Source organism: Pedobacter riviphilus (genome assembly GCF_014692875.1).
Taxonomy (GTDB): Bacteria; Bacteroidota; Bacteroidia; order Sphingobacteriales; family Sphingobacteriaceae; genus Pedobacter; species Pedobacter riviphilus.
On sequence record NZ_CP061171.1, the window covers coordinates 1,962,666 to 1,988,287 of the forward strand.

Here is a 25,622-nt window from a genome sequence, read left to right on the forward strand (position 1 = left end):
GATGCTGAAATAAATTCAGCATGACGACAATAATAAAAATAACATAACACCTTGAATAAGATTAAAATATCGGCTGTTGCCTATACCAATACCAAAGCTTTTATATACGGATTAGAACATTCGGACATTATAAATAAAATTGATTTAAGTTTAGATATTCCTTCAGATTGCGCAGCTAAAGTAATTAACGGTCAGGTTGATATCGGATTAATGCCTGTAGCTGCCATTCCTTTGGTTCCCAATGCCAATATTGTGGCCGATTATTGTATCGGAAGTGATGGAGGTGTAAATTCTGTATTCATTTTTAGTGAAGTTCCTGCCCAGGAAATTAAAACCGTAAGATTGGATACGCACTCACGTACGTCAAACAATTTAGCCAAAGTATTGCTTAAGTTCCATTGGAAAAAGGAAGTGGAGTTTACTACAGACCCTACTGCAAAAACAGATGCATTTGTTTTAATCGGCGATAGAACCTTTGGCAAAAAAGAAGACTTCGCTTACGCTTACGACATGGGTGAAGAGTGGAAAAACTTTACCGGATTACCCTTTATGTACGCGGCCTGGGTGGCCAACAAAGAAATTTCACAAGAATTTAAAAATGAATTTAATGCCGCCTTAAAATTCGGTCTGGAGCACAGAAAAGAAGTTTTGCAGGAGCTGCCAGCATCGCCTAATTTCGATCTGGAAGATTACCTGTACCACAAACTTCAATTTGAGGTTACTGATGATAGAAAGAAAGCTTTAAAGCTGTTTTTAGGATATATTGAAGAACTGGAAAAAGTTAGTTTATAAATAAAATCGTCATTCCCAACTTGATTGGGAATCTTAATGCATTGCTATGACTGCTTTAAGATTCCCGCCTACGCGGGAATGACGGCCGCGTCAAAGAAATTTAATGTGCTTTCATTTTTCCAGCCACCTTTTCAAGCGTACTTTTTAATTTCGTTAATGCACCCGTTATAGCCAAATCGTAGGTATTGCCCATATTGGTAACGGCTATAGGCTCTTTTCCGGTTATTCTGGCCTCTAATAAACATCTTTTATCGTCTAAGCCATCTTTACTGCCGTTCTCATCAGATAGATGAACTTCAAAGCGTGTAATTAAATCGCTATATCTGCTCAAACCCTCATTTAACTGTGTCTGGATTTTTTCGTCGTATTCCTGGTGTATAGTTAAATTTTTGTCGGTATTCAGTTGGATCGTCATAATTAAAAATATTAGGTATAAATTTATATTAATGTAACACACAACTACGAGAAACGTTTTAAGAATAAGGGTTAATTGTTTAAGAAAGAAAACTATTATGCAACTGGGTTAAAACAGGCCATTGTTTCTAAACCTGGTAGGAGCGAGCACGAGTGCAACGAAGTAAAGCGGATAACAGGGCTACACCAACCGAAAAGCACAGAACCTTCATTTCCAAAAGATGGCTAACTGTTAAAGAAAAAAACTATAATGGAATCGGGTTAAAACAGACCATTGTACCTAAACCTGGTAGGAGCGAGCACGAGTGTAACGAAGTAAAGCGGATAACAGGGCTACATTGACCGAAAAGCACAGAACCCTTCATTTTCAAAAAAATGGTTAACTGGTTAACTGGGGATAACGGGTCAATTGTTTAGATTGCCTGACTGTGATATCTACGATTGACCGATTAACCTTTCGATTTTAAACAATCTTTCAACTTTTCAACAAAACAGCCGTAGAATGCTTATTCATGTTATCTTTATGGCTTTTGTAAATTAATTTCAGTTTTGGCTAAAGACACGAATAAAGAAACCCCGTTAATGCAGCAATACAACGCGATTAAAGCGAAGTATCCGGGCGCACTTTTACTATTTAGGGTTGGCGATTTTTATGAAACCTTTGGCGAAGATGCCATTAAAACGGCACAGATTTTAGGCATAGTATTAACCAGAAGAGGTACTGGGCCTAATGGCGGCGCCTTAGAACTGGCTGGTTTTCCACATCACTCGTTAGATAACTATTTATCCAAATTAGTTAGGGCAGGACAACGCGTTGCCATTTGCGATCAACTCGAAGACCCTAAAACCACAAAAACCATTGTTAAACGTGGTGTAACAGAATTGGTTACCCCCGGCGTAGCTTATGGTGATAATATTGTAAACCAAAAATCGAACAATTTCCTGGCCTGTGTTTTCTTTGATAAAACACAATTAGGTGTCTCATTCTTAGATATATCGACAGGTGAATTTTTAATTGCGCAGGGCAACAGTGATTATATTGACAAACTTTTACAAGGCTTTAAGCCAACAGAGGTTATTTTTCAGAAATCGAAACGACAGGCGTTTACCGAGAACTTTGGCGATCGTTTTTACACTTTCGGTTTAGATGAATGGCCTTTTACAACTGATTTTGGGAATGAAACCTTGATGAAACACTTTGAAGTTTCTTCGTTAAAAGGTTTTGGTATAGAGCGTTTGCAGAGTGGAATTGTTGCTGCTGGTGTTATTTTACACTACCTGGGCGAAACCGAGCACCGCAATTTACAACACATCAGTTCGATTGGCCGTATTGAGGAAGACCGCTACATGTGGTTAGACCGTTTTACCATCCGTAACCTCGAATTAGTGAATTCGCCAAACGACAATGCGGTAACCTTGTTCGATATCCTCGATCATACCTGTACCCCAATGGGTGCGCGTTTGTTGCAGAAGTGGATCATTATGCCGTTAAAAGAATTAAAGCCAATCCAGGAACGACTTGGTATGGTGGAGTATTTTGTAAAGCATGAAGAATTACAGGGCGAATTTTTAAATAACATTAAACAGATCGGCGATTTAGAACGGCTGATCTCAAAAGTAGGTCTGCAGCGGGTTGGTCCGAGAGAACTGGTGGCCTTAAAGCGCGCATTGTATCACATCGAAGCGGTTAAAAAATTAGCTGCCGATTCTAAAAACCCGTTCCTGATCAAAATAGCCGATCAATTAAACCCCTGTTTGGCAATAAGGGAAAGGATTGAAAGGGAATTACAACCAGAGCCACCTGCTTTGCTGATTAAAGGGAATGTAATTGCCGACGGAATTGACGAAGATTTAGACCGTTTGCGTAAAATTGCTTTTGGTGGTAAAGATTATCTGGTTCAGATACAAAAACGTGAAGCAGAAGCAACGGGTATTCCATCGTTAAAAATTGCCTTCAATAATGTTTTTGGGTATTATTTAGAAGTTACCCATACCCATAAAGATAAAGTACCCGAAGGATGGATCCGTAAACAAACGCTGGTAAATGCCGAACGTTATATTACGCCTGAACTTAAAGAATATGAAGACCAGATTTTAGGTGCGGAAGAGAAGATACAGGCTATTGAAATCCGCTTGTACAACGAACTGATGTACGAAACTGCCAGTTACATTAAACCGATCCAACTCGATTCGTTTTTAATTGCGCAGCTTGATTGTTTATTATGCTTCGCACAGTTAGCGGCTAAAAACCATTACAACAAACCTAAAGTTACCGAAAATAAGGTGCTCGATATTAAAGGTGGCCGTCACCCGGTAATTGAGAAACAATTGCCAGTTGGCACAGAATACATTACCAATGATGTATATCTAGATACAGAAAGCCAGCAGATTATTATGATTACCGGTCCCAACATGGCGGGTAAGTCGGCCATTTTAAGGCAAACCGCGCTGATTGTATTAATGGCTCAAATGGGCTCTTTTGTTCCGGCAAAAGATGCAGAGGTGGGTATTGTAGATAAGATTTTTACGCGAGTAGGGGCATCTGATAATATTTCTTCAGGAGAAAGTACATTTATGGTCGAAATGAATGAAACGGCCAGTATCCTGAACAACATTTCTGACGATAGTTTGATCTTACTCGATGAGATTGGTCGCGGAACGAGTACTTACGATGGTATTTCAATCGCCTGGGCCATTGCCGAGTTTTTGCATCAGCACCCAACTGCTCGACCAAAAACCTTATTCGCTACACACTACCATGAGTTAAATGAACTGGCCAATACTATGCCGCGCATTAAAAACTTTAATGTATCGGTAAAAGAAATGACCAATAAGGTAATCTTTTTACGCAAGCTTGTACCAGGAGGTAGTGAGCATAGCTTTGGTATACACGTTGCGAAAATGGCAGGTATGCCAACAAAATTAATTGGCCGTGCTAACGAGATATTGAAAAAACTGGAAATAGACCGTACAGAGGGGCAAAGCATAAAAGATAGCATTAAAAAAGTGCAGAACCAGGCTTATCAGTTGCAGATGTTCGCTATTGATGATCCTGTTCTGGTGAAAATCCGTGATACACTGAATAATTTAGATGTAAATGCATTAACACCCGTAGAAGCCTTGTTAAAACTGGATGAAATACAACGATTGATTAAGAATTAAGAGCAGTTGTAAGGTGTGAGATATAAGGCATAAGGTTTTAAATCTCATAGCCTGCAACTAATATACTATTATACTATTATACTATACGATGGAAAGAACCTTAAAGCTTATACCTTTTACCTTTCACCTCAAAAGGAATATATTCTTTTTAATTGCAATCATATTTTTCCTTTCGTCATGTGGTACACGAAAGTATACGGTTAAAAATGATACAAAAGCTTCTAAAGCGGCAGATGCAATGGCAAATTTACAAAGCAAATCGCTCTATCGTTTCATTACCGACTGGACAGGTGTAAAATATCGTTTTGGAGGTTTAGATAAAGGCGGTATTGATTGTTCTGGTTTTGCTTTTTTATTGGAGAAAGAAATTTATGGGATTACTCTTCCGCGTATTTCGCGCGAGCAAGCCAATGTGGTGAAGCGTAAAAATATCGATAATTTGAAAGAAGGAGATTTGGTGTTTTTTTCTTTTGGCGGAAATGACGTAGATCATGTAGGAGTATACCTCAATAATGGCTTTTTCGTACATGCCAGCACTACAAGGGGCGTAATTGTTGATGATTTAACACTTCCTGCCTATCAACGTGTATTCGTTAAATCCGGATCTGTGAATTAGTTAACCCAATATCTATCGTCATGCTGAACTTGTTTCAGCATCTTATTATTGAAGAAAAATTCAGTTTAGCATGGTCCTCTCACAGCCCCTGAAACAAGTTCAGGGTGACGATCCCATCGATAAAACAAATCTTTTCATTTTTCGTTATTCATTTATGCGTATATTTTTCATAATCTGCTTATCTTTAATTACTTGCTACGCGACAGCGCAGGTAAAATTGCTCAAATTGGATGAGTTGGATAAACGAATTGCCAATGGAAAAGATACTACTTATGTAATCAATTTCTGGGCTACCTGGTGTTCTCCATGTGTTGCTGAGTTGCCGAATTTCGAGAAATTACGTTTAGCCAATTTAAAAAAGCCTGTTAAGGTGCTTTTAGTGAGTTTAGATTTTAAGTCAAAATTGCAAAAGGAAGTGATTCCATTTGTGTTGAACAATAAAATTAATGCCGAAGTATTTCTTTTAAACGAACCCGATCAGCAACAGTATATCGAACGGATAGACAAAAAGTGGTCGGGTGCTATTCCTGCTACCTTGTTTGTAAACGAGAAAACCAGGCATTTTTACGAGAAAGAATTTACCGAAAAGGAACTGAACAATACTTTGTTAAACTTAAAATAGATCGCAATGAAAAGATTGATTTTAATGGCTTTTATGCTGATCTCAGGATTTGCTTTTGCACAGACTGATGGTTATAAAGTGGGCGATGTAGTAAAAGATTTCTCACTTAAAAACGTAGATAACAAAATGATATCCCTGGCCGATTATAAGGATGCAAAGGGTTATATTATTGTTTTTACCTGTAATACTTGCCCCGTGGCTAAAGCTTATCAAGCGCGTATCTCTGCTTTAAACGCCACTTATGCAGCAAAAGGTTATCCTGTAGTGGCCATTAATCCAAACGATGCAGGTGTCGTTCCAGATGAAAGTTTTCAAAAAATGCAAGCTCTGGCCTCAGAAAAGAAATTCAATTTCCCTTATTTATTAGATCCTGATCATGTGGTAACCAAACAATTTGGTGCAACCAGAACACCACACGTTTTTGTGCTGAACAAAACCGATAATGGAAATGTGGTTGAGTACATTGGTGCTATAGATAACGATCCGGAAGAAACAAACAGTACAAAAGTGGAGTATGTTAAAAATGCAGTTAACGAATTATCCATCGGTAAAAAGCCTGCAATTGCATCAACTAAAGCTGTTGGCTGTAGTATAAAATGGAAAAAAGGCTAAACATACCTTAACCACCATTGTCGGTGTGTTTCCTTATATCGTTTAAACCACCTGCAAGGAAGATACAAAGCGGCTACAGCACAAAGCCATATTAAATACACTATTGGTAAACTAAAACCAAAGGCGGCTGGTCTAAATAAAAATGGTACCTGTACAATTTCTTTAGTGTTATGTCCTGTGGCGAAAAATACCACAATCAAGAAGGTGTGCAACAGATAAAAGTGTATAACATAATAGAAGAAAGGTACAGCGCCATATACAGAAGTTACCCTGGTAAACCAGTTACTCAGGTTTTCAGTAAAAGCTAAAAACAGCATGGCTGGACCTAATGTCATAGCGATATACTGTAAAGACGGTGGGTATTTGTTTACATTAAAAAAGGATAATAGATTCTTAAAAAAATCGTGATATTCTTTTCTTGGGATGGGATCGCCATATATATTGATCAACCTTAGAGAGATAAACACAAATATAGTGAGCAAGCCTATAATTAATAAATTTTGCTGTCTACGTTGGGCATTATAACCTTTTTTATACCAGGCACCAATTCCATAGCCCACAAACATTACACCTGTCCATGGGAGGATGGCGTAAAATACGCCAACAAAATGATTGCTTGAAAGCGGGACAACAGTTCCTGATGCCGTAAAAAATATTTTTAAGATCAAACCACCGTTGGAGTCTGTTGGAGCAGGGAATAAATTAAAGAGATTATGTCCGAAAACCAATATCAAGCCAGTTATGAGCACAGCCTTATACGAAATGCGACTGGCCAATGCCAAAAATATCATACTGCTGCCAATAGCCCAGATCACCTGAAGAATAATAAAATTGTACGATGGATTAAAGGTTAACCCGAATGTGATCACGATAATCTCTACCAATATTAACCATAAACCCCGCTTTAGCAAAAAAGAACCCGCCTGTGCTGGTGTTTTGTGCTGCGCTGATAAATAGGCAGATAATCCTGATAAGAAAACAAAGGTTGGTGCACAGAAATGCGTAATCCAACGGGTAAAAAATAACATTCCTGTAGTGGTATCTGGATTTAGCGGATCGCCAGTCATAGCACCAATATGAAAGAAATCTCTCGTATGATCCAGCGCCATAATGATCATCACTAATCCGCGGAGTATATCAATAGATAAGATACGTTTAGATAGGGTAGTGTTATGAGCATTCATAAGGGTAGGTTTGGTTATTTAAATATACTCATTCAAAAATTATTTTTACTGACATACTTTATTACCTTTAGGATCATCAAAAATGTTATCAGAATCTATTCCACATGATGTAGAAGAAAATCGATTTAGGAATAGTTTAATTGACTATAATGATTTTGATGTTCGAAAAATTATCATAATATTTGTTAAGCGCTAACCGAATAATATCTTACCACTACTATTTATCATAATCGATAGATTTCGTTTAGTAAAAATTAAATCAAAATATCATACATCATAATGAAGAGAAGAACATTTATACAGAACACAGGCTTGTTAGGGGCAGGAGTTGTTGCATCGAAATTTTCTTTTGCTGCTAATCTTGCACCAGAATTTCCTGTGGTACGTGTAGCTGCTGCAAAACGACATTTTCAAAGTAAAGCTGTAGACGCTGCAATTAAAACTTTCCAGGCAAATGTTAAAAATCCCGAATTAGCCTGGCTGTTCGAAAACTGTTTCCCAAATACTTTAGATACTACGGTTTATCATTCGGAAAAAGATGGCAGGCCAGATACTTATGTGATAACCGGTGATATTGATGCGATGTGGCTACGCGATAGTTCTGCTCAGGTTTGGCCATATCTTCAGTTTGTAAATGAAGATGAACCACTTAAAAAATTAATAGCTGGCGTAATTATCCATCAAACTAAGTGCGTTTTAAAAGATCCTTATGCCAATGCTTTTTATGGCGATGCGACTAAGGTAGGCGAGTGGAAAACCGATAAAACAGCTATGCAACCTGGTGTGCACGAGCGTAAATGGGAAATAGATTCGTTATGTTATCCGATCCGCCTGGCTTACCACTATTGGAAAAAAACCGGAGATAAAACACCTTTTGATTCTAATTGGAAAAAGGGGATCGAAGCTACTTTAAAAACCTTTAAAGAACAACAACGAAAAACGGATAAAGGACCATACCATTTTCAGCGGGAAACTACCCAACCTACCGATTCATTACCAATGGCGGGTTATGGTTTTCCGGTAAATCCGGTCGGATTAATCTGTTCTGCATTCCGCCCAAGCGATGATGCCACCATTTTCCCGTTCCTGGTTCCTTCTAACTTTTTTGCAGTATCGAGTTTAAAGCAGGCAGCAGAAATGATTAAAGCTTTACAACACGACCAGGCTTTGGAAAGCAGTTTGCTAAACCTGGCCGATGAAGTGAGTGCGGCGCTACAGAAACACGCTATTGTTAATCATCCTAAATATGGTAAAATTTACGCCTTTGAGGTAGATGGTTTTGGAAGTTCGTATCTGATGGATGATTCTAATGTACCAAGTTTACTAGGCTTACCTTATTTGGGTGCAATGAAAATTGAGGATCCGATTTATCAAAATACGAGGAAATTTGCACTTTCTAAAGATAACCCATATTTCTTTAAAGGTACAGCTGCTGAAGGTATTGGGGGACCACACGCTGGTCAGGATATGATCTGGCCAATGAGTATCACCATGCGTGCCTTAACCTCAAAAGATGATGCAGAGATTAAAGCCTGTATCGATATGTTACGTAAAACACATGCTGGTAAAGGTTTTATGCACGAGTCTTTCAATAAAGATAATCCTGCAAACTTTACAAGGGCTTGGTTCGCCTGGTCTAACACCTTGTTTGGCGAGTTACTTTGGAGAACTTACCATGAAAAACCAGCTTTATTGAAGGCTTAATGTAGTTGACCGTATTTATTAGCTGTTATTATTTAGCCTGATGGCGAATAAATACGGTCAAATTCCTTTTCTTTGTTATACGGGTAAAGATTGGGGCTGTAAAATTATTCATTGCAACAGAAATTGCCCGTGCATAGTCAGAATACCTGCGTTTTACAGCTCAACAATATTGGTTACCTTAAATTTACCATTTAAAATGATCACCATCAACGATAAATTACCTACTTCTACACTTTTAGATCTGAAAGTAGGAGATGAGATTACAAACGGAAATGATCAATCCGGTAAGATAAAAAACATTGAGATCAGCGAAACAGATGAGTTTTTATTGTTTCTTTTTCAACTCGAAAATAACAAGATCATTATTAGAAAACTCAAGCAGGTTTGTTAACTATAAAATTGGTCTGGGGTCAAATATCACCTGGAACGATTTAATCTTCTCATCTTCTAAATGGTACCAACCGCAGGCAAATATGGTGTTTTTGCCCATGTTTATGTCGTACCACAAACAAACATCCTCAAAATCTAAAAATACTTTTTTTACATCGTATTTGAATTTCATTTTCTTCATGTCTTCGATGTAAATATCTGCGCCATTTCTTTCACCCATAACGCCTTTAAAAGTCATATCATCATGAAGTTGCCGTCTGGCCAGATCAAAGTTTTCGGTGTTTAAGCCATTGATAAAATCAAGTACAACAACTTTAGCATTATGCTCGGTGAGTAATTTATTGGATGTATCCATGCTTAAATCTATTTACTTTTAAACGAAAATCTAATAGGAAATGTTTTACAAAGTGAGTGATTGAATTATTAATATCTAAGCTTATCTTTATTGCTGCTTGTTTTATTAATTGTTGATTAAATCATCGTTATTTACTCCTCTTTTTTTCGACAGGTTTTCTTTTAACTTCCCAAAATTATAAGTGAAACCAACATAAGTTACCCTAAATGGGGAGGTAGTTGTTGATTGAATCTTAAAATTGGCATCCTCAGTAAACGACCTGTTTGTTCTCCACTTGTTAAAAAACTTGTTAAAATTGATTGTTGCACTTAGTTTTTCGTTGAAGAATTTATACCCGAAGTTGATCTGATAAAAAGGAAAAGTATTAAAGGTATTGATCAGGCTATATGCTGGTTTATCAATACCACCATTACCACTGATAGAGAACGATTTTACCACTTTATAATTGAAATACAAGGCAATTTGCCAGCTAAAACCCTGTTCCTGTTGGCTTGAAATAATGGTATTTTCAATTTTATTATAACGGAGTGTTGAATTTATACCTCCACTAATTTTTCTTAAAGAGGTAGATAGCGTGAGTAGGGCACTTGCTTCCCTATTTTTTCCAACGTTACCATATTGTGTTGTACTTACTCCGTTAAGCTCATTGAAAGTAGTATATTGTATAATCATATTTCCTGAATAAGATGTGCTTAAACCGAATGTGATAAAATTAGCCCCTTTAAGTAGACGGTTTTGGAATGATAGTGTATGGATAGTCTGCGCACTTAAATCAGGGTTGCCATAAGAAATATTCAAGGGGTCATTATTGTTTACAAAAGGATTTAAGGTATTGATATAAGGGCGCTGCAAACGTTTCGTATAGCTTAATACAACTGTGTAATTTTTGCCCAATTTGGTATTTGCTGAAAAATCAGGGATCAATGCAGTGTAATTTTGCCTTACCTCGGTATCTGAACTAAAGAAATTGCCATTTACGCTGGTATTTTCTAAACGTATGCCTGTACGGAAATTTAACTTTTTGAGTGTAAATGACAAAGAACCATAACCACTGTACACTTGTTGTTTATAAGCAAAGTTGTCTGAGTTAAAATAGTCAGGTTCAAACGGTAGATTTTCATCTGTTTTGCTTAAGCTTAAATAGTTGGCTTTTGCATTTCGAAAAACAAATTTAACTCCGGTTTCCAGTTTCATTGATTTGGTAAATGGTTGGATGAAATCGGTTTGGACAGTGTATTCTCTATTTTTTGAATTGCTTTCATTCTGCCTGAACAGGTCAGAACTAGCGGTATTCATCAAACTATTGTTTAAGCCATCATTTTTACTAAACTGACCATTAAACCTAAAACTTAGCTCTTTATCCAGACTTCCTTTAAATTTTTTAATAAAATCGCTTCCAATACCAAAAGAAGGAAAGTTATTCCTGATATTTTGATCAAATAAGTCATACTGTATAGCTGTACTTGCAAACGTAGTGGTAATATTTTGGTCGAGTCTACTTTTATTATTTCCTCCGCCAATGTTTGCATAGGCTACTATAGTTTGCAAACTATCTATACTGTAACTTGTTTCTAAAAGGCCGTTATTTGAAAAACGGTTGGTAATGCGCGCTCCCTCTAAAAATCTTTTTTGGTAAGCAGTTGGTTGTAATGGCGTGGTTTCACTTGTTATCTGCGACTTATTATTGTAATTTCCACTTAAGAAATAGGTTCCTGTCATGGCAAATTTGCCAGATTGGACACTAAAATTGCTACTGCTTTGGTAGTTGATATTTGAATAATAAGCACTTAAATAGCCATTATAACCTAAAACAGCTTTTTTTGTAATAATATTGATTAAACCTCCAATACCTTCAGCATCATATTTGGCTGAGGGTGCGGTAATAACCTCAATTTTTGAAACTACAGCTCCTGGAAAGCCTCGGAGTGCATCTTTGACGTTAAGCGCAAACATGGCTGTTTCGCGTCCGTTGAGTAATACTTTATAATTAGCCTGGCCATTCAACTGTATATTACCTTCACCATCTACACTCAACATTGGGATCTTTCTGAAAATATCGGTTAAGTTTTCACTTTTAGCAGATGGATCTTGATCTACATTATAAACAAGTTTGTCTTTATCCTGGCTAATTAAAGCTTTTTGACCTGTAATATTAATTTGTTCAAGCTGGTTAATGGAAGGCTTCATCAGAAATAACTTTGTATCTGCAGGCATACCATGATAAAGCTTACAGTTATTGGTTAGTGATGTATAACCAAAAAAAACAATCGAAAGTATATAGGTACCTGTATCAGCATTGATAGTAAACCGCCCATTATCATCTGAGTGAGAACTAAATACAATAGATTTAGCCACATCATTTTTAAGTAAATTAACGGTAGCATAGGGGATGGGTTTCTGAGTAGCCATATCTTTTACCATACCATTAAATTTCACCTTCACTTGTGCTTTTACGCTTAAAAAAGGCAATATGAATAACATCAAAAAAAGTACGAATAATTTCGTACATTGATTGACAAACAAGAGGTAACAGTTAATTCCAGATTTCATTTTTACTTGAATTTTATTGGTTTTTAAGTAGACGCTCCATAAATAAAATGGTTGCATCCCATTTTAAAATGAGAATATTTTTTGATCAATTCAAAAAGCAGTCTAATTTAAATCAAGTAGTTAACATTAACAATGACCAGAAACAGCTATTTTTAGCCAAGAGTCAAAGAGCGATTACCACTCCATTTTGCTTAAACTTACGGTTCCACTCATGTTAACATTTGTTAAACGGGTATAAGAGCAGTCTAAGGATTTAAGTTTCCTTAAGCCATACACATCAATAGCTACAAGCGGATTATCCCTAAGCGATAATTCTTCGAGCTCTGAAAATTTTCTAAAATCTAATTTCAACAATTGATTTTCATCTAACCTGATCAGCTTCACGGCAGGGCATCCTGTCACGTTAAATTCGGTCAACATATTTTTCTGAAATTCAATATGTTCAAGCTTTGGGAGATTCGAAATATTGATTTTATTAAGTGCGTTATTATGCATTTTTATCTCTTCAAGTTTTTGTAAACCCGTTAAATCTAAAGCACTGATTTTGTTTTGATGAACATGTAAAGTTCTGAGATTTGTCATGCCCTTCAGGTTAATGCTCTGAATCTGATTGTTGTATCCAAAAATCTCTTCCAAATTTTTCATTCCCTCTAGATCCAGTACTTTTACCTGGTTATTCCAAAAACTCAACTCTTTTAGGTTTGTGAAATTCTTAATACCAATTAACGAACTTATGCCTGCCTGATCTACACTTAATTTGGTCGGTTTTTGTGCTTCAGAAAGTTGAATTTCTCCATCTCCGTTAAGGTCTATACCCTGAATAATCAGTTGCTTTTTAAAATTAGGATCTGGTATTTTTATGGACTGAGCAAAAGCACCAAACGATACGGTCATCTGAATGATGATGTACAGATAGAAATATCTTTTCTTCATTGTTTTCTGATTTTAATTACTCACCACTACATTCACTACTGCACCAGCTTCCTTAACATCAACAAATCCGCTGATTTCGTTTTCAATAAATACGTCATAATGGTAATCTTCGTAAATTGGCGATGAACCTAAAGCATATCCATAAACATTATAAGAGGTGCTTGTTCCAGTCTGAACAGCAACCGTTTTCTGCCTACCAAATGCAATCCAGCTAATTACATAATACTTTCCAGCTTTTAAGTTGGTAAATTCAAAGGTTCCCTTATCATCCAGAAATCTACCTTCTACCCGGTAACTAAAAGCCAAAGGGCTCATCGTTGCCTGTTTTTTTCGGCTATTGAATTTTTTCTTCAGTTCCAGGAATTCAGTAAGATAAGGCGTTACTGGAAACAATAAAATCTGGCTTCCTTTAACACCAAAGTTATCTTTTCCCTTTTTTTTCAGTGTAGCTGTTCCTTGTATGGTAGCTGTTCCTTTTTCCATCAATTTGGCCGTTTCCAATTCGTTAAAAGGAGTACTTGGAAGAACCCATTCGGGGGCTTTCTGTGCATAAACTACATGTGCATACAATACAAGTAACAATTTAACCGATAATACCCTTAGTATCCCTTTGTTCATGATTTTTTTTTCTTCAAGTTTTACATTGTTTAACGTGTTGATAAAATCTGGTACAACAAACCTTTTGTATAGTGTCTGCTGTGTAATTATTGGATATTCTGATATTTAAAGCTATCTATTTTTGAACTAAAATCCAAAGGAAAATGCTACAGATCTAATGATTGTAGGATTGAGCTTTTAGTTGAGAGTAATTTAATATTTATTTTTAGTTCTACTCAGTAAGTTATTTATTCAAGCCTTCAAAATAATATATTTTCCCTATTTGTGTCTTAAAACTGTATTTAAAATCATTTTCGGCTTTGTCATTTGTAACTCCATTTAAATTTGCTTTTAGTGCATTTGGACTTCTTATGATGCAGTTTTCGCCAGATAAGGATTTAATGGAGAGCTTTACAATTTTACCATCCTTCCATTGCAGATCTGTAATTTCGAAATTACCACGAGCTCTTAAACCTTGAATACTTCCCGTCGCCCACTTATCGGGTATGGCCGGCAGGAGTTGTAACTCACCTGTTTGGCTTTGTAACAACATTTCCGATACACCTGCAGTATAACCAAAGTTACCATCGATTTGAAAGGGTGGGTGTGCGCAGAACAGATTGGTATAAATTCCACCGCCTTTGTTATAATCGGTACCTGAGCCACCAACAGGAGTGATGAAATTCTGTAATATTTTATAAGCATGATTGCCATCTTGCAATCTCGCCCAAAAATTAATTTTCCAGGCCATAGACCACCCAGTCGATACATCACCACGTGCTGTTAAAGTTATCTTTGCAGCTTTTGCGAGTTCTGGCGTTTTAATGGTACTGATCTCTCTTCCGGGATGCAAACCAAAGAGATGTGAAATGTGCCTGTGTTGGTCGGTGGGATCATCGCGATCGGTTTCCCATTCCTGCAGCTGGCCCCACTTTCCGATTTTAGGCTTCAGTAAGTGCGCTTTAAGATCTGTAATATGTTTTTTGTAATCAGCATCGATACCTAAAACTTCAGCAGCTTCAATATAGTTGGTAAACAGATCAAACACAATTTGTTGATCGTATGTTACCCCATCTTCAGTTGGTCCGTGTTCTGGCGACCAGCCCAACGGCGATACCAATGTTCCATCAGGTCTTCTTTTTAAATGATCGTCCCAAAATTCAGCGATTTCTTTAATAATCGGGTAAGCGAAATTCTTTAGATAATTTTTGTCTTTTGTAAAGGCATAATGCTCCCAGAGCGCCTGTGCATACCAGGCACTTCCAGGGGTATTCCATAGAAAGCTCATGCCGCCAAAAATATTGTTTTCTGTTTTTACCGTCCAACCTCTTGTATTGGGATATTGCTTGCGGGTGGCTATAGCACTCACTTCTCTCATGCTATTAATATAATCCAGGTACGGAATCTGACACTCAGAAAGATTGGTCGGCTCGGCCAGCCAATAATTCATCTGGATATTGATGTTGGAGTGGTAATCGCTACCCCAGGGTGGGGTATTACTTTCATTCCAAAGGCCTTGTAAATTGGCAGGTAAACCACCTGCCCTTGATGAGCTGATTAACAGATATCTGCCATATTGAAAAATTAAAGCTTCGAGTGCCGGATCGGCCAGCTTTTTATAATTGATTAACCTTTGATGGGTAGGCAGATTCTGGTTATTCGCATCGCTGGTGCCCAGGTTTAAGCTTAAGCGGTTAAACAGCTGTTTATAATCGCTAATGTGTGCATTTAACAGTTTATCGTAACTTTTGGCCTTAACCGCATTTAAAATGCGTTCAATTTTAGGTGCAGGTTCTTCGCCCTTCCAGTTTTGCTCACGTTTATTAACGTAATTGGTAGCCGCAGTAAAAATAAGGGTAACCGCATCTGCATTGGTTATTTTTAATTTTTCCTTGTCACCATCTTTAACTGCCTCAAGCTTCCCATTTTCTACTTTAATGATAGCAGTAGCCTGATAAGTCATGCCATTTGATAGTTTACCAGTAAGCTGTATGGTATTTCCGCTCGCTATTATTGTACCCTGATGTGCATCTTTTAAACTAATACTGGCAGAATAAGCTTTTTTATGGTTAGCGGTAAAACGAAGCACCATCACTTTATCCGGAAAACTGCAAAAATACTTACGTTTAAACTGGGTATCGTTTTGTGTGTAATTAATGGTATGCACCGCACTGGTAATATCCAATTTGCGGCTGTAGTTGATAAATTGCTGATCTTTATTGTTGAAATCGATAAAGAGATCGCCAAAAGCCTGATACATGCCACGATCATTTTCATCGCCGGTCCACAAAGTGTTATCATTAAACTGAATGTGTTCCTGATCAACACCGCCAAAAATCATCCCGCCAATGCGGCCATTGCCAATAGGATATGCCTCGGTCATCCATTTTTGCGCAGGTTTATTATCCCACATTGTGAAAGCATGATTTTCTTTGTTTTGGGCTAAAAGGTGGTTTGCGAAGCAGAGGAGGAGTAAACACGATAATACGGTGCAAACAATATTTTGCCTGTAATTTGGAAGCATGTTGGTTATTTGATTAGTGTGTAAACCAAAGATATATAAAATAGAATAGGAGGCATGAAAAGCCAGGCAATAAAGTATCCCGATATTTGGCAAATTATTCAACTATTTAAGCATTGGATTTTCTATCATATTTACAGATCCCAGCATTTTGAGTTTCAATTTTCTTCGTAATAGCTGGCATGGTTAATAGTCGATTTTTAAGCCATTTGAAAGACTTCATGAAGTCGTCATTGCAATAACGACTTTTATGGTGGAATATGTGAATAGTAACTATTCTGATATTTTATAGATGAACTTGATAGATTTTATATATTTGGTATGACGTACTAAAACGTTTTATGTTAAATGAAGCCGCTAACCAAATCCTTAACCATTTTCTTACTTCTGGGCGTCGTGAGTCTGTACCAAACTCAGGCGCAAACCAAATTAACCCAATATGTAAATACTTTTATCGGTACTGCGCCTTTAACTGATCCTAAAATTTTGGGATATGAATTACCGCAGGGTTGGCGATCTTGGGCAGGTTTAACTTTTCCAGGCAGCTCATTACCTAATGCTATGGTGCAATTAAGTCCGATTACGGAATTTGGCTCTGGCGCTGGCTACGAGTATGAAGACGATACCATTTATGGTTTTGCACACACCAATAAAGGGCATTGGAACCTGTGTAATATACCTATTTTACCGTTATCAAACCCAAATGGTAAATTTGGATCAAAGTTTTCGCACAAAAAAGAAAGTGCGGCACCTGGATTTTATCAGGTTTATCTGGATGATTATCAGGTAAATGTTAGGTTAACCTCGACCTTAAGATGTGGTTTTCATGAATATACATACAAAAGCAATACCGACAGGCAAATCCTGTTTAGTATGGGGAAAGCCAACAGTGGCGTTAACACCTGGAATATCGAACAAGTTGGTACTTCGGCCATACAAGGTTTTCAAGGAGGGGAGAATATTTACTTCTATGCAACTGTAAATGGCAAGATCGAAAGGCTTGATCAGACTGATGTAGGTAAACGCTCGGGTTATGCCATTGTTCACCTTGCCAATGGAAGCAACGGACCTGTAGAACTTAAGATCGGCTTATCTTTTGTAAGTGTAGCCAATGCTAAAGAAAATCTGGCAAAAGAAATCGGCAATAAAACTTTTATGCAGGTTCGGCATGAGGCTACTGAAAAATGGGAGGCGCTTTTGTCTAACATTCAGGTTAAGGGAGGAACTGAGAAACAAAAACAGATGTTGTATTCTTGCTTGTACAGATCTTTTTTATGGCCAGTGCTAAGGAGTGATATTAATGGTGAATTTAAAGATGCAAAGCGCAATGTGGTAAAAGGAAATTTCAATTATTATACTGAACCATCACTTTGGGATACCTATCGCAATAAAGATGTACTATTAGGGCTGATTACGCCTAAAGTAACCCTTGATGTAATTAAATCAATGAAAGATGTTGGCGATAAAACGGGTTTTATTCCTACGTTTTTTCATGGCGACCATGGCGCATCATCAATTGCGGGCGCTTATTTGAGGGGAATAGATGATTTCGATATCAAAGGTACTTACCAGATTTTGTTGCGTAATGCCAATGTGGATGGTGGTGCCCGTCCATTTGTGAAAGAGTACATCGAGAAGGGCTATATTTCAGATCCTGATGTTAAAAACCCTCATGTAGAAACCAAGGCCAAGGCAGGTGTTTCTAAAACGCTGGAGTATGCCTATGATGATTATTCGCTGGCTCAAATTGCTAAAAAACTAGGCGATAGCAGTAATTATCACATCCTGATGGCCCGATCAAAAAATTATAAAAACATGTTTGACCCGGGCACACGGTTTATGAGGGGCAGGTTAGAAAATGGCGACTGGATCAAACCTTTTAATCCACAATATCCTTACTACGAATACATGTACAGAGAAGCCAATGCATGGCAGGTATCGTTTTATGTTCCTCATGATATGAAAGGTTTAATCGAACTATATGGCGGTGCAAAAGGGTTCGAATCCAAGCTAGATTCTTTGTTTACTTTACCCTGGAATCCGAAATATATTGCAAGGAATGTAGAAACCATGATTGGTCAATACTGCCAGGGTAACCAGCCAGATCACGAAGCACCTTTCTCTTATACTTTTATTGGGAAACCAGAAAAATCGCAAAAAATAATCGATAAAATCTTAAACGAACTGTATGGTATAGGGAGCGATGGCCTGGCACTTTCGGGAATGGATGATGCCGGCGAGATGTCTGCCTGGTATGTATTCAGTTCTTTAGGCCTGTATCCATTCTCTGCAACTGATCCGGAATATTTGATTACCGCTCCACTTTTTGATGAAATTAAGTGGAAAACCAGTACGGGCAAATTGTTAACGATAACCAAACCTGGTAGGGGAGAGCCATTAGCAACATTAAAGTTAATGGGAAAGCAAATAGCGGGTACTTCATCTCCCACGACCTGTTTAAAAATGGCGGTAAGGTAGAAATTGGCACCAAATAGGATTAACAATGACCAAATATTAAGCAATGTTAATCCCGCAATGGTGAAATAGTGAGCGTGGTAATCAGTTATTCATAAAAAAAACCTGAATATATCTTAAATGAATATTCAGGTTTAGACACAGGTGATTGAGCAGCGATTAACTTTACAACGGTACTTATTTATCGTTTATTAAGCACCTACTAAAATTTTGATCAAACAATAACTGAGTATGAATTAATAAAGCAATTCGATTTTACTTTTAGTTAAATCTACTGTTTTGCCTACAGAGTAATCGACTGCTAACTTTGCAGAGAATGTTTTACCAGCCTGAACATCGGCTACATAACTATTTTCATCATAACTAGATCCATCAGTTGCTACTACGGTCAGTTTGAGTTTAACAGGATTAAGTGCATATTTTTCAACTGTATAATCAGTACCCGAAATGTTCTTAACGTCAAAGTCAATTAAAACTGCCGATTGCGAAGGAAGATTTTCCTGTTGGGTAATTTTAGCAGTGAAATTTGTCAGGGGGAACTTGCCATTTGACGGTGCATCATCCTTTTTTTTGCAAGAAGCCAATAAAGTAACAACAAATAAGAATGTAAACGCACTTGTTAACTGGGTTTTAAATAATTTTTTCATTGAGTAAATAAATTTTTATAGGTGAAATATTAATTACTCAAAGCTACAGGCGCAAAAGGGCAGCAGCAATGACTGAAAAAAGTCAATTTCCAACTAGCTGTTTTCAGCTATTTTTTATATTTATTTTTATATGTAAGATTTTATCTTAAATATTGCGGCAATCCGGTTGGTCATTCAGTATGAAAATAAAAATATGCATCGTTTGTTTTTTGTTCTTTTTTTCTAAGGTTTATGCACAAAGCTCTTCAAATAAGCAAAATTATGCAGACAGTATTACCCAGGTATTAAAAAAGCAGTTACCCCCAAGCAGCAAGCGCTTCTCCGATAGTTTAGTGAATCTTGCAAAACATACAAAATCTGATAGTTTGAGGGCTCGTGTTTTCTTTAAACTAGGTTTCTATTGGCGCGACATAAACCGTACAGTTGCTAAAAAGTATTTAGTTACAGGTTTTAAGTACGGAGCTAAATATCCCTATGTAAAAGCCGTTTATTACCATTATCTGGGCGCTTATTATTATCCTGTCGATGCAACAAAAAGTGAACTTAATTATATTGAAGCTGATAAACAGTTATCGAAATTTAATACTGACGAAGCATATTTTTTAAGAGCAAAAGGCTGGGGGAATTACGCTAATTTACAGCAACAAAAAGGCGATGAGCTTCTTATGGCAGAAATCCTGTTAAATAAATGCATCCCCTTAATAAAAAAAGCAGGAGTAAACGAATTTTTAGCCAAGTACTATGAAGATCTGGCATCTGTATTCATGAATCAAAAACAGTATGATAAGGCAGAAAAATATTTTCTATTGGCTATTGCTACTTTCGAAAAAATAGAGCTGTGGGATGTTGTTCACTTATATGATGCTTACATCGGAACAACAGAAAACTATTTGTATAACAACAAAATAACGGAAGCCAAAAGAACTTTAGAAAAAGCTAAAAATTTAATGCCGAAATGTAATGATAGTTTAAGTCATACTGAATATTATCTGGCTGAATGCATATTTTATAGAGAAAATAAAGCCTATGATAAATCACTCCAAAGCGCAAATACCGGGCTTAAAATTGCGGTTAAAATAAACGACGAGTACCAAATAGAAGTCCTGAATATACAAAAATACAAAACACTCATCGCGTATGGCCGTTATCAGCAAGCTGCTGCGCTGATTGAGGATATCGTTCGGAAAAACAGTTCAAAATCACCAACAAATATCTTAGCCTGTTTTTATGATCTCTCAGAAGTATATGATAAAATGGGGGACCGCAATACTGCTTATGTGTGGCTTAAAAAGTATAGTGTTTTAAATGATAGTTTAAATAAACAAGAGGTTTTGCGAAAGATCAACGCCCTTGAAATAAAATTCAAGACAGCTGAAAACGAAAAAACCATCATGAACCTCAACGCTGAAAACGAAAAGACAAAGCTCATCACAAGAAACAGTAGATTAGCAAACTGGCTCTTGGCTTTAATCAGTCTGTTTTTGTTAATTCTGGCTATTGTAGGTTGGTTCTTTTTTCGCAACAGTAAAAAACTGGCCATACAGAAAGACTTAAACCATCAACAAGATTTAAAAGATATTTATAGCCAGCAGCATATTCAATTGGTAGAAGTAATGTTAAATGCTAAAGAAGATGAACAAAATAGAGTAGCCAGAGATTTGCATGATGGGGTTGGAGGTATGCTTGCGGTTTCAAAAATGAATCTGGCACATTATATTAATGAAAGTAACAATAACGATTCAGACCTTCAAAATGTTGTTGTTCACCTGGAAAACACGATGAAGGAGCTTAGGCGTGTAGCGCATAACATGATGCCCGAAATGTTGATTAGATTGGGACTAGAAGCATCGTTAAGAGATTTATGCGAATCAATAGCTTCAGATAAATTAAAGGTAGAATTTCAGTGCCTCGGTATAGGTAATAATTTAAAATCACGCGAACAAATCAATATTTATCGGATTGTGCAGGAAGCAATGGCCAATGCTGCAAAACATTCCAATGCTAAGAACCTATTGCTGCAATGTTCTCAAAACAAAAACATATTTTTTATAACCATTGAAGATGATGGGAAAGGTTTTGATACAAGTCATATCGATATCGTTAAGGGGATAGGCGTTCGAAATATAAAAAGCCGTGTAGAATACTTAAAAGGAAAAATTGAAATTTTGTCGCAAGAAAATAAATCTGGTACCTCCATTAATATAGAATTGTATGTTACAGCCTAAAACCACCGTAGCCATAGTAGACGATCACCCAATCATAATAGAAGGCTTGATTAAATTGCTGCATAAAACATCCACTTTCGAAATTGTTGGTGGTTTTACGAGTGGGCAGGAGTTTATTTCCGCTTTAAAGCTAAGGCCTGTAAAAATTGTTTTATTGGATATTATACTCCCTGATATTAGCGGAATAGATATATGCAAAGAAATAAAAACCATCGCGCCTGATACCGTGGTTTTGGCCTTTAGCAACCATCAGGAAAGAAGTGCTATAATGAAAATGTTAGCCAACGGCGCCAATGGATATATCCTTAAAGACGCACCTATTGATGAAATTGTAAACTGCATCAACATGGCATTAAACGGACATATTGCCTTTAGCAAGGCGATAAGTGAAATTATTTCCAAACCGCTTTCAGATGATAATCAAGGCATTGCTAATTTAACAGTACGTGAAAAAGAAATTCTAAAACTAATTGCTACTGGTTTAAACACAAATGGTATAGCAGAACTATTGTTTCTGAGCAAGTTTACTGTAGAAAACCACAGGAAAAATCTATTACAAAAAATGAAAGCCAAAAATGTTGCCGACTTAATGCGGATTGCTACCCAGGAAGGCTTACTTTAAAATATCCAATCGTGACTTTTCCCAGAAACCTTTTTCATCAAAAATTTTTAGATAGGAGCTAAATGGTTTGTTAGCATGATAAAGTTGGTACAGCTTATCGGTTAGCGCCGTGAGGAAGTTGAAGAAAATTAAAAACTCTTCTTTTGAGTTATAAAGCCCGCCCATTCGTTCAATATCCATTTTAACTTTTTTCCATCACAAGTGGTGATCGAAAATTCTAGGTAGGGAGTATCCACATCTGTTTTATTGTAATAGTCGAGCGGTAGCCCTCCCAACAACCCTATTTCTCTTACAGGAACCCAAATGCAGTTGATTTCAGAAAATAACACAGAACCGAAACAAGAACTGGAAAAGCCCTCGTTACTTAATGAAATAATTTCCGCCGACCTTCTTCGGGGTGCCAATTTAAACAGATTGTAAATCGCCATTAACGTTAATGGTAATAAGATCAGCAATAGCCAGGCTGGGAAAAGCGGGTGCGAATCTGGTAGTAAAACGATTGTTATGCCTGCTAATGGAATGGTTAGTAATGTTGTAAAAAACCAAAACAATAATATTGAGGTTTTTTTACTGTTATTAAAACGGAAGCGATAAATATGCATAAAATGACTACTCTATCGGTTAAATTTATTTTAGATGAGTCTGTTAAAGATAAGCTAAATAAAATTGTTATATCTTAAAATTGGGTGAACAGGTTATTGCCTATCGATCAAATAAGTATTAGTTATGAATTTAAACAGCTGTAATGACTACTACGTAATCGGCATTTCTGATATCCTTGCCGATTTCCGAAGCTTTTTTCCGTTGTTTTAATATCATTTTAGTATATTGGGATAATCAAAAAAAGGACGATACCCCAAATCCATCCATCTTGATTAAAAGTTCCAAAATAAATAATCCAAAATCCACCTTTACGCCGCATTTACTCCACGTTTAAGCCACCTTCCGGCCAGGTCTGCTTATGGCTTGCTATATACATGCTTCACACCTGCATTAATAGAGTTAGGGTATCGTTGCAGATCAGGTTAGTTAAAGATTTGCTTCGCTTTAACTCTAGCGGTTAACAATAGCTAAAAAAAGGTAAAGAGAAAGTTATCTTCTGGTAAGGTTGGTGTACAGCTGTGTCAGAGCAGCCTGGATAAAGTGACAGCAAACGGCAGTTCTGGATTTTAGCGCAGTGAATCTCCTTTTAGACAAAAAAACTCACAAAAATGTGAGGTTTCTTGTGATCCCGCCGGTATCTGCACCTAATGCCAAAAGAGAAGAATTATTTTAATCTGTACTATTTTTATTAATACCAACTCAGGTCATTTAGTTTTACCGTGCCACTTAAGTTGAGCGTTTTGATATTCGAATCATAGCACCTGCAGGTTTCAAGATTGGCAAGGCCCCGGATATCCAGCGCAGGGATGGGATTGGAATAAGCTCTGAAGAATTTCAGCCTGGGCATTGCTCTAAGGTCGATAGGATGTGCTATTTGATTCCTAGACATCCAGATATCGAGCATTTCAGGGCAATTGTTGAATTTTATTTCCTGGAGTGAATTATCATTCACCTCCAATTGCAGTAGTGAGGTATGATTACTTACATCCAACCGGGTAAGCAGATTCCACCCCAGGCTTAAAATGACTAATTTTTTCAGGTGAGAAACATCGATACTCCTGAGCTTGTTCTTGTGGCAACTGATATTCACCAGGCTATCGCAGCCTTTTGTCAGAATGGTTTCCAACTGGTTGTCAAAACCATATATAAATTTGAGTTTTTTCATACCCGAAACGTCTACCGTTTTCACTTTGTTTTCGTGAAAGCCAAAATCCACCAGGTTGATAAAGCTTTTGATGCCTTCCAGTGAAACTATATCGGATTTGGTAGTATACAATACAGTCACCTTTCTGGCTTCTTCTACCTGGATTTCTCCGTCTCCATTGGTATCAACACCTTGCTCAATAATACTTCTTTTGAAATTCGCGTCAGGTATACGTACAATCTGTGCGATGGTTCTTATCGATAAAGCCATGAATAAGGCACAGCCTGCCATTATTTTTGTGGTCATGTCTGGTAATTTTAGAGTGTAAGATTAATAACCTGCCCATTGGTACCGATCTCTACAATTTTCGCAAGGTTCTCGTCGGTCTGGTACAGGTAGCGGGTTTTTTCCATGATGGCCCGACTGCCTTGTCCCACCTGTATCCCAAGACCATTGTAGGTGGTCGTAGTTTCAGTACCTACTTGCTTTTCACCATTACCTACCTTGGTTTGTACGACCCTTGTTTGCAGATAATACTTGCCCGGATTCAGCCCTTTGAATTCAAAGCTGCCATCTGCACCGATCATAGTCAATATCCGGTAGCTAAAGGCTTCGTCTGAGAGGTATATCGCTTTCTTACCCTTTTTGTCTTTCTTTTTGAGTTCGAGAAATTCGAGGAAATAATCAGTGCAGGGATATAGCTCTACCAGGTTGACCATGTAGTTACTTTTTTTAGATACAAAGCCCTTAATGGTGCAGGTACCGTCTTTGCCGATCATGGCTTCAGCTTCTACTTTGTTAAAGGGGGTGTTCGGGCTAGTTACTTTAGGTGTCTTTTGCGCCTGTAGCTGGAAAACTAGCGGGATCAATATGGTTACCAAACCTATAGATCGTGTATTCATATTTTAGGGATTATATATTAGATAGTTGCAATATGTAAATGTGCTGTTATGCAGGTATTTAAAAATATAAGCCGCTAGGGGTTCCTGAAGCTACTCTGCACTTATATTCAATACTTATAGTTTTTGGATAAACCTTAGTGAGGACCTCTGCCTTATCTTTTTTGCGGGATACGAAGGTCAATATCATTGTAGAGATTAGCGCGGAAAATAAAAAAAGTCTTGTTTTCATGATTATCGATCTAAAATTTCAGAGTTTTAATAGCAAAGGTGGAACACTTAGAAATGATAATCGCCCCACGAGGCTTCGTGGCACCTCTTATTGGTTTGTAATAATGAGTTAGTTAAAGTGGATTTGTATTTTAACTAACTGATAATAAATGAAATAAATCGATTTTACAAGTGTGTACATATAGTTTTGATTTTTTCCATCAGCAATTATTTTTACACATTCATCTATCCTAAGCGAATTGATATAGTCGTAAAAACTCTTCTTAAATTTAGAATTGATGACTTGCGTGGGGATTTCAGGGATCAGTTATCAAATTCTTTTTC

The 25,622-nt window shown here is 37.1% G+C and carries 21 protein-coding genes; 10 read left to right on the top strand and 11 right to left on the bottom strand.

All coding sequences use genetic code 11. From position 1 onward, the window contains the following. Positions 1–51 precede the first annotated feature (51 nt). Positions 52–792 carry a menaquinone biosynthetic enzyme MqnA/MqnD family protein gene (locus tag H9N25_RS08040; protein ID WP_190328526.1) on the top strand — a complete coding sequence of 247 codons (741 nt, stop codon included), beginning with the start codon at positions 52–54 and terminating at the stop codon, positions 790–792. 100 nt (positions 793–892) lie between these two features. Here the strand turns inward: H9N25_RS08040 and H9N25_RS08045 are convergent, their stop codons facing one another. Then, the gene (locus H9N25_RS08045) at positions 893–1,207 is read right to left on the bottom strand and encodes an HPF/RaiA family ribosome-associated protein (protein ID WP_190328527.1); all 315 of its coding nucleotides are present in this window, start codon (positions 1,205–1,207) and stop codon (positions 893–895) included. Positions 1,208–1,788: 581 nt separating this feature from the next. Here H9N25_RS08045 and mutS point away from each other — a divergent pair. The 4 genes from mutS (at position 1,789) to H9N25_RS08065 (ending at position 6,218) form a co-directional block, all read left to right on the top strand. Further along, positions 1,789–4,368, top strand: a complete 2,580-nt coding sequence (gene mutS / locus H9N25_RS08050) for a DNA mismatch repair protein MutS (protein ID WP_190328528.1) — start codon at positions 1,789–1,791, stop codon at positions 4,366–4,368. 88 nt (positions 4,369–4,456) lie between these two features. Further along, positions 4,457–4,984 carry a C40 family peptidase gene (locus tag H9N25_RS08055; protein WP_190328529.1) on the top strand — a complete coding sequence of 176 codons (528 nt, stop codon included), beginning with the start codon at positions 4,457–4,459 and terminating at the stop codon, positions 4,982–4,984. Between the two features lie 154 nt (positions 4,985–5,138). Beyond that, entirely contained in the window at positions 5,139–5,606 is a 468-nt protein-coding gene (locus H9N25_RS08060; RefSeq protein WP_190328530.1) for a TlpA family protein disulfide reductase, read from the top strand. 6 nt (positions 5,607–5,612) lie between these two features. Then, a complete protein-coding gene (locus H9N25_RS08065) occupies positions 5,613–6,218 on the top strand; it encodes a thioredoxin family protein (protein ID WP_190328531.1) in 606 nt (201 codons plus the stop codon). Here the strand turns inward: H9N25_RS08065 and H9N25_RS08070 are convergent. Continuing rightward, positions 6,215–7,402: a DUF1624 domain-containing protein gene (locus tag H9N25_RS08070; RefSeq protein WP_190328532.1), complete on the bottom strand. Its 1,188-nt coding sequence runs from the start codon at positions 7,400–7,402 to the stop codon at positions 6,215–6,217. The two genes, H9N25_RS08065 and H9N25_RS08070, sit on opposite strands and share 4 nt — an antisense overlap. A gap of 279 nt (positions 7,403–7,681) precedes the next feature. On the opposite strand from H9N25_RS08070, the gene H9N25_RS08075 reads away from it, so the two are divergent. Continuing rightward, entirely contained in the window at positions 7,682–9,106 is a 1,425-nt protein-coding gene (locus H9N25_RS08075; RefSeq protein WP_190328533.1) for a glycoside hydrolase family 125 protein, read from the top strand. Positions 9,107–9,302: 196 nt separating this feature from the next. Continuing rightward, positions 9,303–9,497 carry a hypothetical protein gene (locus tag H9N25_RS08080; RefSeq protein WP_190328534.1) on the top strand — a complete coding sequence of 65 codons (195 nt, stop codon included), beginning with the start codon at positions 9,303–9,305 and terminating at the stop codon, positions 9,495–9,497. Here H9N25_RS08080 and H9N25_RS08085 read toward each other — a convergent pair whose 3' ends face one another. The 5 genes from H9N25_RS08085 to H9N25_RS08105 all read right to left on the bottom strand — a co-directional run bounded on the left by H9N25_RS08085 (position 9,498) and on the right by H9N25_RS08105 (position 16,344). Then, on the bottom strand, positions 9,498–9,851 hold the full coding sequence (locus H9N25_RS08085) for a nuclear transport factor 2 family protein (RefSeq protein WP_190328535.1): 354 nt from the start codon (positions 9,849–9,851) through the stop codon (positions 9,498–9,500). It lies immediately after the preceding gene. 105 nt (positions 9,852–9,956) lie between these two features. Next, the gene (locus H9N25_RS08090) at positions 9,957–12,332 is read right to left on the bottom strand and encodes an outer membrane beta-barrel protein (RefSeq protein WP_223833759.1); all 2,376 of its coding nucleotides are present in this window, start codon (positions 12,330–12,332) and stop codon (positions 9,957–9,959) included. A gap of 243 nt (positions 12,333–12,575) precedes the next feature. Next, a complete protein-coding gene (locus H9N25_RS08095; protein WP_167294197.1) occupies positions 12,576–13,334 on the bottom strand; it encodes a leucine-rich repeat domain-containing protein in 759 nt (252 codons plus the stop codon). 12 nt (positions 13,335–13,346) lie between these two features. Continuing rightward, positions 13,347–13,952, bottom strand: a complete 606-nt coding sequence (locus H9N25_RS08100) for a hypothetical protein (RefSeq protein WP_190328537.1) — start codon at positions 13,950–13,952, stop codon at positions 13,347–13,349. Between the two features lie 223 nt (positions 13,953–14,175). Next, on the bottom strand, positions 14,176–16,344 hold the full coding sequence (locus tag H9N25_RS08105; protein ID WP_190328538.1) for a glycoside hydrolase family 95 protein: 2,169 nt from the start codon (positions 16,342–16,344) through the stop codon (positions 14,176–14,178). Positions 16,345–16,800: 456 nt separating this feature from the next. Between H9N25_RS08105 and H9N25_RS08110 the strand changes: the two genes are divergently transcribed. Beyond that, positions 16,801–18,930 (top strand): GH92 family glycosyl hydrolase, encoded by a 2,130-nt coding sequence (locus H9N25_RS08110; RefSeq protein WP_223833663.1) that lies wholly within the window; start codon positions 16,801–16,803, stop codon positions 18,928–18,930. Between the two features lie 233 nt (positions 18,931–19,163). Here H9N25_RS08110 and H9N25_RS08115 read toward each other — a convergent pair whose 3' ends face one another. Continuing rightward, complete coding sequence (locus tag H9N25_RS08115; protein ID WP_190328539.1) at positions 19,164–19,574, bottom strand: hypothetical protein; 411 nt, start codon at positions 19,572–19,574, stop codon at positions 19,164–19,166. Positions 19,575–19,753: 179 nt separating this feature from the next. Between H9N25_RS08115 and H9N25_RS08120 the strand changes: the two genes are divergently transcribed. Both H9N25_RS08120 and H9N25_RS08125 read left to right on the top strand, forming a co-directional pair. Further along, on the top strand, positions 19,754–21,799 hold the full coding sequence (locus H9N25_RS08120; protein ID WP_190328540.1) for a tetratricopeptide repeat-containing sensor histidine kinase: 2,046 nt from the start codon (positions 19,754–19,756) through the stop codon (positions 21,797–21,799). Further along, positions 21,786–22,421, top strand: coding sequence for a response regulator (locus tag H9N25_RS08125; RefSeq protein ID WP_167294203.1), 636 nt, complete (start codon positions 21,786–21,788; stop codon positions 22,419–22,421). Before H9N25_RS08120 ends, H9N25_RS08125 begins: the two co-directional genes overlap by 14 nt. Here the strand turns inward: H9N25_RS08125 and H9N25_RS08130 are convergent. The 3 genes from H9N25_RS08130 to H9N25_RS08140 all read right to left on the bottom strand — a co-directional run bounded on the left by H9N25_RS08130 (position 22,413) and on the right by H9N25_RS08140 (position 25,070). Further along, positions 22,413–22,601 carry a hypothetical protein gene (locus tag H9N25_RS08130; protein WP_190328541.1) on the bottom strand — a complete coding sequence of 63 codons (189 nt, stop codon included), beginning with the start codon at positions 22,599–22,601 and terminating at the stop codon, positions 22,413–22,415. The two genes, H9N25_RS08125 and H9N25_RS08130, sit on opposite strands and share 9 nt — an antisense overlap. 1,111 nt (positions 22,602–23,712) lie before the next feature. After that, positions 23,713–24,474 carry a leucine-rich repeat domain-containing protein gene (locus tag H9N25_RS08135; protein WP_167294205.1) on the bottom strand — a complete coding sequence of 254 codons (762 nt, stop codon included), beginning with the start codon at positions 24,472–24,474 and terminating at the stop codon, positions 23,713–23,715. 11 nt (positions 24,475–24,485) lie between these two features. Next, a complete protein-coding gene (locus H9N25_RS08140) occupies positions 24,486–25,070 on the bottom strand; it encodes a hypothetical protein (RefSeq protein ID WP_190328542.1) in 585 nt (194 codons plus the stop codon). Between the last annotated feature and the right edge of the window lie 552 nt (positions 25,071–25,622).